Below are 13,982 nucleotides of genomic sequence, written 5' to 3'. Positions count from 1 at the left end.
GTTGCAGGACCCTGTTTCCCATCTTGGGCCGCAAAGCTTATAACCATTACTACAGACCCCACACATCATGAAAGAGAGCATCGCCATCGCACAGCAGGCCCCCATGAAACACATGCGCCATTTTATGGCTGAACTGGGACTGGAAGAGGAGGAGTTCGAATTTTACGGCAAGTACACCGGCAAGATCCGTCTTCGGGTGTTGGACAAGCTGTCCTCGCGCCCGGACGGAAAACTTATACTGGTCACCGCCATGACCCCCACACCAGCCGGGGAGGGAAAGACGCTGACCTCGGTGGGACTGGGACAGGGACTCAACCGGCTGGGCCGTGACACCATAATCACACTGCGGGAGCCCTCGCTGGGACCGGTTTTCGGCATCAAGGGCGGGGCCACCGGCGGCGGCTGGTCGCAGGTCATTCCCATGGAGCGCATCAACCTTCACTTCAACGGTGACATGCACGCCGTCTCCACCGCTCACAACCTGCTGGCCGCCATGCTGGATAATCACATCTTCAAGGGCAACGAGTTAGACATCGATGTCACCCAGCCGTTGTGGAACCGGGCCATGGATATGAACGACCGCGCCCTGCGCCGGATCGTCGTGGGACTCGGGGGACGCGTAAACGGCATCCCCCGCGAGTCGGGATTCCTGATTACGGCCGCCTCCGAAATCATGGCCATCCTGGCCCTGGCCCAGTCGCGCGCCGACCTCAAGAAGCGCCTGGGGCGCATCGTCGTAGGTTACACCCGTTCGGGGGAGGCCGTCCGGGCCCGCGACCTCGGCGCCCACAAGGCCATGGCGGTCACCCTCAATGAAGCCATCATGCCCAACCTGGTGCAAACCCTGGAGCACGTGCCAGTGCTCATGCATGCCGGCCCCTTCGCCAACATCGCCCACGGCACCAGCAGCGTGCTGGCCAACAGGATCGCATCCAAACTCTCGGACTACGTGGTGACGGAAGCCGGTTTCGGAGCCGACCTGGGCGCGGAAAAATTCTTTGACATCGTCTGCCGCTCCTCCGGCCTCTGGCCCTCCGCCGTAGTGCTGGTAGCCACGGCCAAGGCGCTGAAATTCCACGGGGGCGTCTCCCCGGACCAGGACAAGCTGGCGCAACCAAACGCCGACGCCCTGAAGAAAGGCCTGGGTAACCTACAGCGTCACATCGAAAACATGAAACTGTTCGGGATGCCCGTGGTAGTGGCCGTCAACCGCTTCGAGCACGATACCGACGCGGAGGTGACCATGATCCGCGACCTCTGCCGAGAAATGGACGTGGAATGCGCCGCCCACGAGGCCTTTGCCAAAGGCGGTAAGGGCACACTGGAGCTGGCCGAAAAGACTGCGGAGCTGGCTGACAGTGTAGAAGAACCGGATCAGGTGACCCTGTATGACCTGGAACAGAGCATGGAAAAGAAAATCCGCGCAGTGGCCACCCGCATGTACGGGGCGACGGACGTCTATTTTGAGAAAACCGCCCGCCGTAACCTGGAACGTTTCCTGAGTCTGGGATACGGGGATCTTCCCATCTGCATTGCCAAGACGCAGTCATCCCTATCGGACAATCCCAAGCTGCAGGGCGTGCCGGGCGATTTCACCCTGACTGTCACCGACGTTCAGCTTTCTGCGGGCGCCGGCTTCCTAGTCATCGTCTGTGGCAACATGATGCTCATGCCGGGATTGCCCAAGGAACCTGCCGCCGTACATATGGACGTGGATGAAGACGGAACCATCACCGGTCTGTTCTAGGGTAAGCGTCACGGGCAGGTAGACTGTTTTCCTCCCATTCTACCGGAACATGGATCGTTGGCGGTACACGACGGGAGGGTGGAAACAGTTGTAGTGTCATTTTCCAATCCCACTCGAAAGAAAGAACACGGACCATAGACAGCAAAAAAAGGGCCGATGAACCGACTTTACCAGTTCGCTGAACGAGTCAGACAGAACATCAACAGGTATATCAACAATGCCGACTACCGCTTGCCTCTGACTGGTATTTCCGTCAAGTTACCGTCGAATGCCTGCCATTGACATGGTTGCTGTGTTTCACATTCAGAATCCGATCATGAGCGGGATACGATACGGCCAGCTTCTGTCGATGGTATCCCAAAAAACCTGAAACCGAAGAATGGGTATGAATACATTTGACGACCGCTACAAAGTGTACGATTGGACCAACTGGCTCAATTTGCACTGGATCATCAACCCGGGCGTAGCGATCGTGGAACTTGTTGCAGGCCGCCGCGTACCGAAGGTCCAGCTGGAAGACCAAGAATCCGACGAACCGCGGATAGCCCGCAGCTACGTGCCCTGTCCCCACTGCGGTGAACGGCATCCGCAGGCGACCTGGTCCAGTACTAACGGCACCGCCTCAAAAAACTGGTTCGGACTGTACTGTCCTGAATGTGGAGAGATCATTCCCTGCCTGATAAACGCGACCACCTTGCTGCTTCTGGCCGTCACCTTTCCCATCTGGGGTTGGTTTAAATCCTCACTGAAGCAACGGTGGTTGGAACGTCAGCCTGAACGATACCAAAACCTGGATCTCTCCATTGCAAAGGACTTTGCGGCCGATTATCCCTGGATCAAAAGCGGTTTGAGCTTCGCCTTCTTCATGTACATCATCATGACCCTGCTTTTTCCACTGGTTATGGGAGAAGCCCTAACTTGGACAAACGCGCTGATCGGCGTACCCATATGGGTCGTGGCCGGTCTGGCCTATGGGTATTTCATGAAACGCTATTTCAACAAACGGGTTTCGGCCCAGAAGTAAATCAGCAGTTTCCTCAAAGGCTATCGGAATTTCTGAACGAAGCGGCCCGGGCACTGCCCACGGATTCGATGGCAGGGCCACCTCAGCCCTGCTGGATACCGAAACGGGCGAAGTGGAAATTATGGAGCTGGACTAAAACCAGCCGAAGCGCAGAGCTGCAAAGGTGGTAAACCCCGAAAGTTCTTTGTTGCCAGTCCCGTGAAGATTCACCCCGCCGGCATGGCGGTAGAAGACACCTCCGCTGAGGCGAAACCAGTCGGTCACGTTCACCGTGAGATTCACTCCCGGTTGCAGCACAAAATAGGAGTCGGAGTTATCGATCGGAAAGAGCTCCTCCTCGTACTCCACCTCCCCGGTCCCTATAAGCGCCTGCACGCTGAAATGCAGGAGCTTCATTGAACGGTTGACATACTCCACTTCAAAGCCCCGGTACTCGGTGGTCATATCGGGACGGGAGACATCCGCGACTTCCCATCCGGCAGGGTCGAAAGCATTCTGGGTTTCGTATCGTGCCAGGCCCAGGTTGAGCGCCTGGCCCGAGTCGAAGCGGATCACCCAGGCCCCGCGGATTCCCTGCAGGTAGGTGAACTGTCCGTTTACCTCCGTGCCCCCGTAGACCAAGGCACCGAAGCCGCCGTGGCTCGCATCGCCTGAAAAGAGGGTTTCGGATTCCTGCGCCGCCGCCGTTCCGGCCAGCGCAAGGGTAATGGCAAGCAGCAGTGCAATGCGTTTCATAGGAAGGCTCCAAATTTCAGGGTGAGTTTTCCTGTGAGTCCCGAGAAATGGCCGTCGTCAAAACCGGCCTTGTCGATGCCGCTGGTCAGCCGGTAGCTGACCCCGGCGGCGATGCGGAAAAAGCTGGCTACATTAAGTTCCAGGTTGGCCGCCGGTTCCAGCAGGAAATAGGTCTGGTAGTCCCCGAGTACCTCGTCGTCCTCAAAGTCGCGGGAGACCCCGATACCCCCGCCCCCGATCATGGCCGACAGGGTAACATGGACCAGGCGGTGGGAGCGGTTGTAGTACTCCATTTCGAATCCGCCGTATCCCGTCTGCGCGTAGTAGTCCACGCCGAGCTCCCCGAAACCGCCATGGGACTCAATACCGTCGAAGAGGGTCTCGGCCTGCTGGGCGCGGGCCGTGTGGGTAGGGGCCGCCGCCAGCAGGAGCATGCAGCCCAGCAGGACGGCCGGGATGAACGATGTGCGAAGAGTTTTAAAAGCGGCGTGAAAGAATTGGCTGTACATGGATCGTACGTTTGCGCGTTCGGTTGTCGCTCCTGTGCTGTCAACGGGATGGCTTCCCGTGATCCCTTTCTTCCCGGGCAAAACGGTACGAAGAAAAAGAAACAATGTTGGGCCGCCGTTCGCAAATTCCCTGCAATCCTTCCCACGGTCATCATGGCGATCGCCTTGGCGGCCACGACTGCACTCTTCAGTCCCACACTGGGAACGACGTAGTGCATGCGGGCGCTGGGAAGCACCCATTAAAGTTTGGCATACCTTCAGATATGAATGCATAAACTTTAAGCCTCCGATTCCGTAGATTCCTTCAAACCACTCCCGGACAAACCCCCGCCCATGCAATTCCGCCACCTACTCCTGTGCCTGTTACTGCTCGCAACCGCGTGCACACCCGAGACTTCACGGACCGACCCGCACATCGCCCAACTGGAAGATGCGGTCCTTCCCCTCTATACCATCCAGGGGCAGGAGCCCCGCACAGCCTCCCTTCAGGCACGCATGGACAGCCTGAATGTGCCCGGCGTGAGCATCGCCGTCATCGAGGACGGGGAGATCGCCTGGGCCCGGGGCTACGGCATGGCGGACCGTGAAGAGGACCGGCCCGTCACCACCGAAACCCTCTTTCAGGCCGCCTCCATCAGCAAGCCGGTGGCCGCACTGGCCGCCCTCGACATGACTGAGGATGGACTCATCGAACTGGACCGCGACGTCAACGCCTACCTGCAGAGCTGGCAGCTGCAAGGCAACGGGTTTACCGAAAACGAGAAGGTCACCCTCCGCCGCATCCTCAATCATACAGCCGGCACTACCGTATGGGGATTCCCGGGCTAAAGCCGCAGGGACACCCTTCCGACCACGGTCCAAGTGCTCTCAGGGGAGGGCAACACGGACGCCATCGAGGTCTTCAAGGAGCCGGGTGAAAGCTGGCGCTACTCTGGCGGGGGCTACACAGTCATGCAGCTCATGATCAGCGATGTGGCCGAAAAACCCTTTCCGCAGCTCCTGCAGGAGCGTGTGCTGGAACCGGCCGGCATGCACGCCAGCACCTACCGGCAACCCCTGCCCGAGTCCATGCACGGGCGCGCCGCCTCCGCCTACCGTTCCGACGGCAGCAAGATCGACGGAAACTGGCACGTCTATCCGGAGATGGCCGCCGCGGGCCTCTGGACTACGCCCTCGGACCTGGCCCGCTATGTGCTGCAGGTACAGCAGAGTTACGCCGGAGGAGAAGGCACCATTTTAAGCCAGTCGACCACCCGGGAGATGCTCACTCCCGGCATGAACGGCCAAGGACTCGGGCCGGGCATCTCCGCCGATTCCCTAGCCTTCAGCCACGGCGGCAGCAACGAGGGCTTCCGCTGCATCATGATAGGATACAAGGACGGGAGGGGTGGCCTGGTGGTCATGACCAATGGAGACAACGGGGGGCGCCTCATGCAGGAGATCGTCTATACGGTAGCCGACCTCTACAGCTGGCCCGGCTACAATCCCCCTGAAAAGGTGCTGGCCGAACTGGACGCCGCCCAGCTGGAACGCCTGGCAGGTACCTACCGGATGGAGGGTATAGGGGAGGCCACCGTCTCCTTGACCGACGGCCGACTCACCGCGGAGGTGCCGGCCATCGGGGCACCCTTCACCCTGCTGCCTGAAAGTCCCACGCAGTTTTTCATGAAGTCTGACATGACGCCCGTGGAGTTCCTGCAGGAGGACGGCCGGGTCACAGGCATCCTTGTGGCGGGAAGCACCCGGGGCGAGAAAACGAATTAGGCGACCATACCTGGTCCGCTGGAGCCGGTTGTTCGAGCAATATGGAATGGCCTCCAGGCTAGACCACTGGAAACAGCACATCGGCGGTCAATCGGTGGCGGCATTTGCCTTTCCGGTCCATTTCTGCAAGATTGATGAAAATTTCAGGCGTTCCCTGCCCCCTTCGCCCCGCCAAAACATCGGGGATGGTTTTTCGAATACACAGGGGAGATGAATCGAAATGCCAGCTAATTCCTACATACTCATGAACGATGCAGATTCAACCACACAAGAAGAGGAACAATCGCAATCGGGATGGCAGCTCAATACCCAATGGGTGATGACGGGCAGCGCCCTATTCCTGGGAGCAGCCGGTCTGGCCCTTTCGCTCTTCCCGCAGGAGATCCTGCAGGCCGTTGATGCGCCGGCTTCCACGGGTACCGTTATCTTCCCGGAACTGGCCGGCGCCCTGCTCTTCGGATTTGCCTTCCTGAACTGGATGGCCCGAGGCAACATCATCGGAGGCATCTACAGCCGGCCGGTGGCGGCGGGCAACTTCCTTCATTTCATGATGGGCAGCATTATCCTCGGTAAAAAGGTGTTGACCGGGGGACTGCCCGATCTCTTCATCACCGCCTTCATCCTCTACCTGGGCTTTGCCGCCGTGTTCGGCTACCTGCTCTTCGGCCAGGGCAAGGCCTGCGTTTAGGTGTATTATCAACTAATAAACCCATATCCATGCTTGCCATACCGTACAAGCAACGACTCACCTACATGCCGTTCGTTCTCCTGCTGGTATTCCTTATTTCGTGTACCTCGGAGGTGCCCGACTCCACATCGACAACCGCGGTGCCCGCGGCTGATACGCTGAGGGAGTTCAAACTGGTCGTGGACGCCAACGAGCTGTTGCTGGACAGTCCCGTTTTCATGAAAATGGACCCGTCTACAGGTCATCTTTTTCTCTATGACAACGGGCCGAAAACCATCTTCGAACTGGATAAGGAATCCAAAGTGATCAACCGCTTCGGCGGAAGCGGGGGTGGACCGGGAGAGCTGAGCAAGATCACTGGGCTTTATGTTAGCGACTCCTTCCTCTATGCCCACGACCCCCAGGAGTTTTTTATTCACCGGTACAACCGGGAGAATGGGGAGGTCACCACCTACAACTATGGACAACGTACCACGGACCTCGACGCCCCTCCAACGATGGGCACCATCATCACCAACCACCATCCCAGCAATTCAAGGACCGTTACTCTGGACGGCAACATCCTGCGCCCTTCCCACGAAGAAGGCGAATACCTCTACGAACTGATTGACTGGGAGGGCAACCACCTGGCCGACATCGCACCTTTACCCGAATCATACCAGGCCGATCTGGAGACAGAAGCATACCGTCAGGTCCTCGAAAACGGGGAGGTCCCGGCCACCGACCTGCACCGCGTCTTCCCGGTGGCTGACCGCGCCAATCCGAATGAGATTTTCCTGGTATACTCGGCCAACCCAAAAATTGAGAAATATGACATGTCAGGAAACAAACTGTGGGAAGTCGGAGTCCCCCCCACGCCCGAAATGGATACACTGAGAATGGATCACCTGGGCTTCGTGCAGGCCATGCGTTTTACCCGGCAAATACCAATGCGTAAATATGCCTGGGGAACAAGTGGCCCGGATGGTGCACTCTTCCTGGCCACGTATACCAACCTCTCTCTGCCGGTAACCATGCGGACTCTGTGGGTGCATCGCTTCGGCGCCGATGGAGAGCTTACCCACCGTTTCGCCCTGCCGAACTCCGAAGAAACCATACTTCTCCCCTTCATAGCGGTCGACACAGAAACCGGCCGGATTCTCACCGTGTCGATGGCGTCGGGTGAAATCAGGGCTTATCCGTTTGAGTTATGAATAAAACTTCCACCCCATCCGACGACAAACCGGCAATTGAACGCTGGCGCGCCGACACCCCGGGCTGCGCCCACCGCAACCACCTGAACAATGCCGGTGCGGCCCTCATGCCCGGTCCGGTGATCGACGCCGTAACCGATTACCTGCAGGAGGAGTCTCTCTACGGAGGCTACGAGACCGCCGATGCCCGTGCGGAACAGATCGAGGCTGTCTACGAATCCCTGGCACGGCTCATCGGCGCCAAACCCTCCAACATTGCCGTTGTGGAAAACGCTACCGTGGCCACCTCCCAGGCGCTCAGTGCCTTCGACTTCGAGGCGGGAGATACCGTGCTGACCACGCGGGTGGACTACTCCTCCAACCAGATCATGCTGCTCAACCTGGCCCAACGGTTCGGGGTGCGGGTAATCCGGGCGGAAGACAAGCCCGGAGGCGGCGTGGATCCCGACTCGGTGCAGTCGCTGATCCGCGAGCACCGGCCCCGGCTCATGCTGATGAGCTGGGTGCCCACCAACTCCGGACTGGTGCAGGAGGCAGCCGCCGTGGGGGAGATCTGCCGCGCGGCGGAGCTGCCCTTCCTGCTGGACGCCTGCCAGGCGGTGGGGCAGATGCCGGTGGACGTCTCTGATCTGAATTGCGATTTTCTGGCCGCCACCTCGCGGAAGTTCCTGCGGGGTCCCCGGGGACTCGGTTTCCTTTTCGTGGCAGACCGGGTGCTGGAAAACGGCCTCCATCCCCTCTTTCCCGACACGCATGGGGCGCAGTGGATTTCCGCCGACCGATTTCGCCTGGAGGAGAGCGCCCGCCGTTTTGAAAACTGGGAGTTCCCCTATGCCCTGGTGGCGGGTCTCGGTATGGCCGCCGACTACGCCCTCAAGGTGGGTTTGGACACCATCCAAAGCCGATGTGGTGAACTTGCGGCGTACGCCCGACAGCAGCTGGGCGAGCTGCCGGGCGCCCGTTTGCTGGACCGCGGGGCCAAACGCTGCGCCATCGTCACCGTGTCCTTCGATGGGGTCGACGCCACCTCCCTGGTCAAGCCGCTCCGTGAAATCGACATCAACACCAGCGCGAACCGACGCCACCATGCCGTCATTGACATGGACGAAAAGCAGACGGAGACCAATCTGCGCGTTTCCCCGCACTACTACAACACACAGGAGGAGATCAACGCCCTCGTACACGCGCTGGAACGTATGCTCTAGCATCTGTCCGCTTGGTAGAGCATGGGCCCTGAACGGCGTGGCGGACCGGATCCGCGGAAAGCATGCTGACCAAAAATTGCGTTTCTGATATTTTAGGAACAGATTTCCGCATCCAATACCTGAAAACGAGAGCTCCCATGAAGCGATTGATCACCGTACTGTCCCTTCTTTCACTGATCGTTCTCACACCCGCCCTCTCCCATGCCCAGCTGGGACTGAAAGGCGGCGTGAACCTGTCCGAATTTATTGGACCCGATGCAGAAAATGCGCGCAATGTCATGGGGCTTCAGGCGGGCATCTCCCTGCAGCTCATCAAGATAGGACCCCTCTCTATTGTACCGGAGATCTTCTATGCTGAAAAAGGCACCCGCCTGGTGGACCAGTTCAGGGAACTTCAGAACATGGACCCCGAGCAGCCGATTGACCCCGAGGAAGTTGACCTTGAGTTCAACCTGGCCTATGTGGAAGTGCCGGTGCTGGCCAAGCTGGAACTCTGGTTCCTGAGCACCGAGGTGGTACATCCCTACATCGCAGGTGGACCGGTCTACGGATTCCGCATGGACTGCAGTTTCACCCTCACCGATTCCCAGGGCCTCGAGCAGCAGATCGACAGCTGCAGCGATGAGAATTTCTCCGACCTGGACGCCACCTTCAGGGAGTCCGACCGCGGCTACGTGCTCGGCACGGGCATTGATTTCCAGATCCCATACCTGGGCGTGGTGACCCTGGACGGGCGCTACTACCGTGGCCTGTCCAGGCTGCGCGAGGGCGGGGAGAACAGCGACGTCTACAACCGTAGCTTCACGCTGATGCTGGGCTACTCCCTGGGATTCTAAGTGTGAACCCAGGCCATGTCTCACTCACGAGGTCGATACCTTTTCCCCCGACGGCTGGAAGAACTGGATGAGCAGGTAGCCCGCAAGAGTGCCCAAGAAAATTAGCAGCCCGTAGATGGGGGCTATCATCGATACCTTAAATCCACCCGCCAGCAGGGCCGGCGAGATATCCCCCGCCGCCTCAATAGCCGACATGGCCTGGTAAAGTCCAGCAACCTGTGCCAGCAGGCCGGAAGCAAATGCGGTGCCACCAGCGATCATCATGTTGCGCAGCAGGCGGGGCGATGCGCGTTCCCCGCGAAATAAAGGGCGTACCGATTGGACCAGGAATAGGAGGCTGATGATTCCGAACAGGGTTACCAGGTACATGAAGTAGCCACCCATTTGAAATAATTCAATCATAGCAGGAGGATTTGGTTTCGGTTCGACGGAAATCTAGCACACCGCAGGTAGCCATGACAGGATAAATCGACCAGTGGAGGTTTTCAGGCGATATTCAGCGGGAAGGGACCACAGGCGGGTGGGTTGCCTACGCCCATCCACTGAAAACCGCGGTTCGTCGATTCAACATGGTAACTTAGCATGCTAATGCGGATACTGACCATGTAATCCACGCAGCTATCACTACCAGGCTTGCACATATCGCCTTCTGGTGCACCATCGGGCTGCTGATGGTCCTTCTTTTCAGCTCCCCGTCGGATGGCTACGGCTATCGCCAGGGACTCATCTTCGTAGCCTTCCTGCTGCCGGTGCTGGCCACCACCACCTACTTCCTGCTTTACTATCTGGTCCCTCGCTACCTGCTGCGGCGCCGATTCTTTCTCTTTGGCCTCTTTACCGTCTTCACCTTCATCGCGGCGGCCTGGCTGGAACTGATGATCTCAATCGGACTCTTCGTAGTGGTCGCAGAGCTGCAGATCCAGCAGCTCAATCCCCGAATCACCGACTTGGGCTACCTCTCCGGTGCCATAGCGATGGCAATCCTGCCTGCAGTCGCAATTCACATCACCCGGCAGTGGTACCGAGAACGGGAGACCAGCGAGCGTCTCAAGCAGGAGAAACTGGAGCTGGAGCTGCGCGCCCGCGAGAAGGAGCTGGACTACCTCAAGGAGCAGATCCGGCCTCATTTCCTCTTTAACGTGCTCAACAGCCTCTACGGGCTCACCCTGGAAAAATCGGACGAGGCCCCGGAGCTCGTACTGAAAGTATCGAATATGCTGGATTACATGCTCTACAGCGGCTCGGATGCAAGAGTCCCGGTACCCGATGAGATCGAACACATCACCAACTACATCGACATCCAGAAAATACGCTGCGGGGATCGGCTGACCGTTGAGCTGGAGACCGACCCTGCGGAGGGTTACACCATGGCCCCCATGATTCTGCTGCCTTTCGTGGAAAACAGTTTCAAGCATGGGGTCAGCCAGAGCTCATCGGAAAGCTACGTCCGCGTGTCCGTCCGGGTGGAGCAGGGCGATGACGCCGGGCCCGCCTGTCTGCAAATGGAGGTGATAAACTCTCTAGTATCCCGGCAAAAGCAGGAAAAGACCGGCGTTGGACTCTCCAATACCCGCAAGCGTCTGGAGCTTCTCTTCGGGGAGGACTTCGACCTGCATACCCAACAGACCGAAAACGAATACCGGATCCGGCTCACTATACCCCTAACCAAGCCTTCGACAACGCATGGAGAAATGGACGTGCATGATCGTGGATGATGAGCCGGTGGCCGTCCGGGTCATCCGCCGTCACCTCGCCAATATGAACAGCTACGAAGTGGTCCATGCCACCGGCGACCCGCTGGAAGCGAAGCGCTTCCTGGAGAATCAGGCAGTGGACCTTCTTCTTTTGGACATCGAGATGCCGGAGCTCGACGGCCTGCAGCTGGTGAAAACACTTGCGGAGCCGCCGGCAGTTATACTGGTGACCGCCCACCGCGACTACGCCGTGGAGGGCTTCGAGGTGAATGCGGTGGACTACCTCATGAAACCGGTATCCTTCCCGCGTTTCGTGCGGGCCCTGGACCGTTTCGAGCAGTCCCGCGTTTCGTCAAACGGGGAGACGCCCGACGCCCCCGCTCCCCTCTACGTGACGGTAGACCGCAAAAAGCGGCTCATAGACCCCGACGAAATCCGCTATGTGGAGAGCCTCAAAGACTACATCCGCATCCACACCGACCGCGAGAATATCATCACCAAGGAAACCACCTCCGACTTCGAGGAGCGCCTGCCCGATGGGCGATTCCTGCGCATTCACCGCTCCTTCATTGTGAACGTAGACCGCATTCGCACAGTGTCGCACGACGAGATTGAACTGGAAGACCGCATCCTTCCCGTTGGACGGTCGTACAAGGAACGTGTGATGGAAAAACTGGGGTTGGACTAGGACCGGTGCTTCCATTGGACCCAGCAAACCTTCAAAACATCCTTTATGAAACCGTGGCAATTCAAAGGGATACGCGGACCGGCCCTTGTCGTGGGATTGTTGCTGCTCGTCGCCGGATTCCTGTTTGCCCACCCTTCCAGCGGTTTTCAAACCCTGGAAAAGGTACATCCCGACATCTATGCCAACAGGCCGGGTGACACGATTACACTTCTTGTCAAAAAGCTCAATGCGGTACCTGATGAATCCGGTTTCCGCTTCGACTTCCATCTTCAAACTCCCCCGGCGGGCAGGCAGGGCGGACCGGTCGCTTGCTCTTTCCCTCGCGAGTGTTAACTTGAACAGGTTCATACTTCGCTCAAGGCAAACCACCCGGTCATGAAAACTTCCATCCCCACCCTCCTCAGCCTTCTGCTGCTCTTCGCCGCGGCCGTTCCGCCTGCCGCCGCTCAGCAGAGCGGCCAGTCCGACGATCCCTTCCGCGCGCAGTTCATGCGTCATTTCGACTACGCCTCACGCGTACTTCAGTTGGCCGAGGCCATGCCTGCCGAGTTCTACGACTGGCGTCCCGGTGAGGGCGTCTATTCTGTGGAGAGGGTTTACACACACATCGCCCGCTACAACTACTACTACCTCGAAAACTCCCTCGGCATTGCCGCGCCTGAGGACGTGGACGTAGACAATATCGAGTCGTTTACCGGCAAGCAGCAGGTGGTCGATATCCTGGAACGCTCCATCAAGCATGTGCAGGCCGCAGTTGAGGAGATGCCCGCCTCCACCTTTACCGATCCCGCGCAACTTTACGGACAGACGGTGGACGGACAGGCCGTGTTGCTCCAGCTCATCACCCATATGAGCGAACACGTGGGACAGTCCATCGCCTACGCCCGGATGAACGACGTGGTTCCCCCCTGGAGCCGGTAGATCCCCCGTCCCCATGTCGAACATCCTGAGCCAGCCCTATCCCTGCGAGATGAGCCGGCGAGAACGGGCCGGCATCACGGCAGGAGTTTCCCTCTTTGTGGTATTCTTCCTGGCGGCTTTCGCGCCTTTCGGACTGGACGCCTATACCCCGGCGCGACGCCTCCTGCTGAGCCTGGGATACGGGGCGGCCTGCGCCCTGGCCATGACCGCCGACTATCTCCTGGTCATGCCGGCACTTCCGGGCGTCTTCCGGGAGTCCAAGTGGACGGTGGGACGACAGATAGGATGGATTACATGGATTTTACTGACCATTGGTCTCGCAAACAGCGTCTTTTCGGCAGCGGTCGGCGTGATGCCTTTTGATCCGTACCGCGTGGGCCTCGCCACCCTGCAGGTGGTCGCCGTAGGCACCTTTCCGGTAGCCACCCTGGTGCTGCTGGACTACCTGAGGCTCTACCGCCGGCACGCCAGGCGGGCAGGGGAGCTTCAGGAAAAGGTACGCCGCATGCGGGAAGGCGGGGATATATCCCAGGATGAAGACCGACTGCAGCTGGTCTCCCGCAACCGGAAGGAGCGCCTGCTACTCCAGCCCGGGGAGCTGCTCTACCTGACGGCGGCTGACAACTACGTGGAGGTTTATTACCGGGTTAAAGGCGAAGCCAAAACCAAACTTCTTCGCGGTACCCTCAAGGATTTCGAGAAGCAGGCGGACCATCCCGAAATCCTGCGCTGCCACCGCTCATGGATTGTCAATTTGCGCCACGTGGTGAACCTCAGCGGCAACGCCCAGGGGTACAGGCTCTCCCTCCGCGGCGCGGACCGCGCCATTCCTGTCTCCCGTTCCCATGCCGACACGGTACTCGAGCGCATGGACGCACGATAGGACCTTGTTATCCGTCCCTCCATGTTGACAGGCGTCCCTTTGGGATGCGCGGTTGGCCGGCCGCTGCCTATTTTGGCCGGCAGAACACATCCACG

General features: G+C 58.9%; 15 protein-coding genes and 1 pseudogene. 13 read left to right on the top strand and 3 right to left on the bottom strand.

Going from position 1 to position 13,982, the window contains the following annotated elements:
• Positions 1-67: 67 nt before the first annotated feature.
• Both U5K31_10425 and U5K31_10420 read left to right on the top strand, forming a co-directional pair.
• The gene (locus tag U5K31_10425; GenBank protein MDZ7773133.1) at positions 68-1,747 is read left to right on the top strand and encodes a formate--tetrahydrofolate ligase; all 1,680 of its coding nucleotides are present in this window, start codon (positions 68-70) and stop codon (positions 1,745-1,747) included.
• A 385-nt stretch (positions 1,748-2,132) separates the two neighbouring features.
• Complete coding sequence (locus tag U5K31_10420) at positions 2,133-2,771, top strand: hypothetical protein (GenBank protein MDZ7773132.1); 639 nt, start codon at positions 2,133-2,135, stop codon at positions 2,769-2,771.
• A 132-nt stretch (positions 2,772-2,903) separates the two neighbouring features.
• Here U5K31_10420 and U5K31_10415 read toward each other — a convergent pair whose 3' ends face one another.
• Together U5K31_10415 and U5K31_10410 are read right to left on the bottom strand one after the other, a co-directional pair.
• Positions 2,904-3,506 carry a hypothetical protein gene (locus U5K31_10415; protein MDZ7773131.1) on the bottom strand — a complete coding sequence of 201 codons (603 nt, stop codon included), beginning with the start codon at positions 3,504-3,506 and terminating at the stop codon, positions 2,904-2,906.
• Entirely contained in the window at positions 3,503-4,015 is a 513-nt protein-coding gene (locus tag U5K31_10410; GenBank protein ID MDZ7773130.1) for a hypothetical protein, read from the bottom strand. Before U5K31_10410 ends, U5K31_10415 begins: the two co-directional genes overlap by 4 nt.
• Before the next feature lie 333 nt (positions 4,016-4,348).
• Here U5K31_10410 and U5K31_10405 point away from each other — a divergent pair.
• The 6 genes and pseudogenes from U5K31_10405 (at position 4,349) to U5K31_10380 (ending at position 9,701) form a co-directional block, all read left to right on the top strand.
• Positions 4,349-5,434 (top strand): annotated as a pseudogene (locus U5K31_10405) (serine hydrolase domain-containing protein).
• Complete coding sequence (locus tag U5K31_10400; GenBank protein MDZ7773129.1) at positions 5,417-5,779, top strand: DUF3471 domain-containing protein; 363 nt, start codon at positions 5,417-5,419, stop codon at positions 5,777-5,779. The pseudogene U5K31_10405 and the gene U5K31_10400 overlap by 18 nt, the downstream one beginning before the upstream one ends.
• A gap of 244 nt (positions 5,780-6,023) precedes the next feature.
• Positions 6,024-6,467 (top strand): hypothetical protein, encoded by a 444-nt coding sequence (locus U5K31_10395; GenBank protein ID MDZ7773128.1) that lies wholly within the window; start codon positions 6,024-6,026, stop codon positions 6,465-6,467.
• A 29-nt stretch (positions 6,468-6,496) separates the two neighbouring features.
• Positions 6,497-7,660: a hypothetical protein gene (locus U5K31_10390; protein ID MDZ7773127.1), complete on the top strand. Its 1,164-nt coding sequence runs from the start codon at positions 6,497-6,499 to the stop codon at positions 7,658-7,660.
• The gene (locus tag U5K31_10385; protein ID MDZ7773126.1) at positions 7,657-8,865 is read left to right on the top strand and encodes an aminotransferase class V-fold PLP-dependent enzyme; all 1,209 of its coding nucleotides are present in this window, start codon (positions 7,657-7,659) and stop codon (positions 8,863-8,865) included. The genes U5K31_10390 and U5K31_10385 overlap by 4 nt, the downstream gene beginning before the upstream one ends.
• A 137-nt stretch (positions 8,866-9,002) precedes the next feature.
• Positions 9,003-9,701, top strand: a complete 699-nt coding sequence (locus U5K31_10380) for a porin family protein (GenBank protein ID MDZ7773125.1) — start codon at positions 9,003-9,005, stop codon at positions 9,699-9,701.
• A gap of 24 nt (positions 9,702-9,725) precedes the next feature.
• On the opposite strand, the gene U5K31_10375 is transcribed toward U5K31_10380, so the two are convergent.
• Positions 9,726-10,103, bottom strand: coding sequence for a MotA/TolQ/ExbB proton channel family protein (locus U5K31_10375; GenBank protein ID MDZ7773124.1), 378 nt, complete (start codon positions 10,101-10,103; stop codon positions 9,726-9,728).
• 269 nt (positions 10,104-10,372) lie between these two features.
• Here U5K31_10375 and U5K31_10370 point away from each other — a divergent pair, with 269 nt between their 5' ends.
• Genes U5K31_10370 through U5K31_10350 form a run of 5 tightly spaced genes read left to right on the top strand, consistent with a single transcriptional unit; the run spans position 10,373 to position 13,887 of the window.
• Positions 10,373-11,416, top strand: a complete 1,044-nt coding sequence (locus U5K31_10370) for a histidine kinase (GenBank protein ID MDZ7773123.1) — start codon at positions 10,373-10,375, stop codon at positions 11,414-11,416.
• Positions 11,385-12,083 carry a LytTR family DNA-binding domain-containing protein gene (locus U5K31_10365; protein MDZ7773122.1) on the top strand — a complete coding sequence of 233 codons (699 nt, stop codon included), beginning with the start codon at positions 11,385-11,387 and terminating at the stop codon, positions 12,081-12,083. Before U5K31_10370 ends, U5K31_10365 begins: the two co-directional genes overlap by 32 nt.
• A gap of 45 nt (positions 12,084-12,128) precedes the next feature.
• On the top strand, positions 12,129-12,416 hold the full coding sequence (locus U5K31_10360; GenBank protein MDZ7773121.1) for a hypothetical protein: 288 nt from the start codon (positions 12,129-12,131) through the stop codon (positions 12,414-12,416).
• Between the two features lie 42 nt (positions 12,417-12,458).
• Positions 12,459-13,004, top strand: a complete 546-nt coding sequence (locus U5K31_10355; protein ID MDZ7773120.1) for a DinB family protein — start codon at positions 12,459-12,461, stop codon at positions 13,002-13,004.
• A 13-nt stretch (positions 13,005-13,017) separates the two neighbouring features.
• Entirely contained in the window at positions 13,018-13,887 is an 870-nt protein-coding gene (locus U5K31_10350; GenBank protein ID MDZ7773119.1) for a LytTR family DNA-binding domain-containing protein, read from the top strand.
• The last annotated feature ends 95 nt before the right edge of the window (positions 13,888-13,982 follow it).

The sequence above is a fragment of the Balneolaceae bacterium genome (assembly GCA_034521445.1).
GTDB lineage: Bacteria > Bacteroidota > Rhodothermia > Balneolales > Balneolaceae > JAXHMM01.
This window is presented reverse-complemented; position numbering and strand designations above follow the sequence as displayed.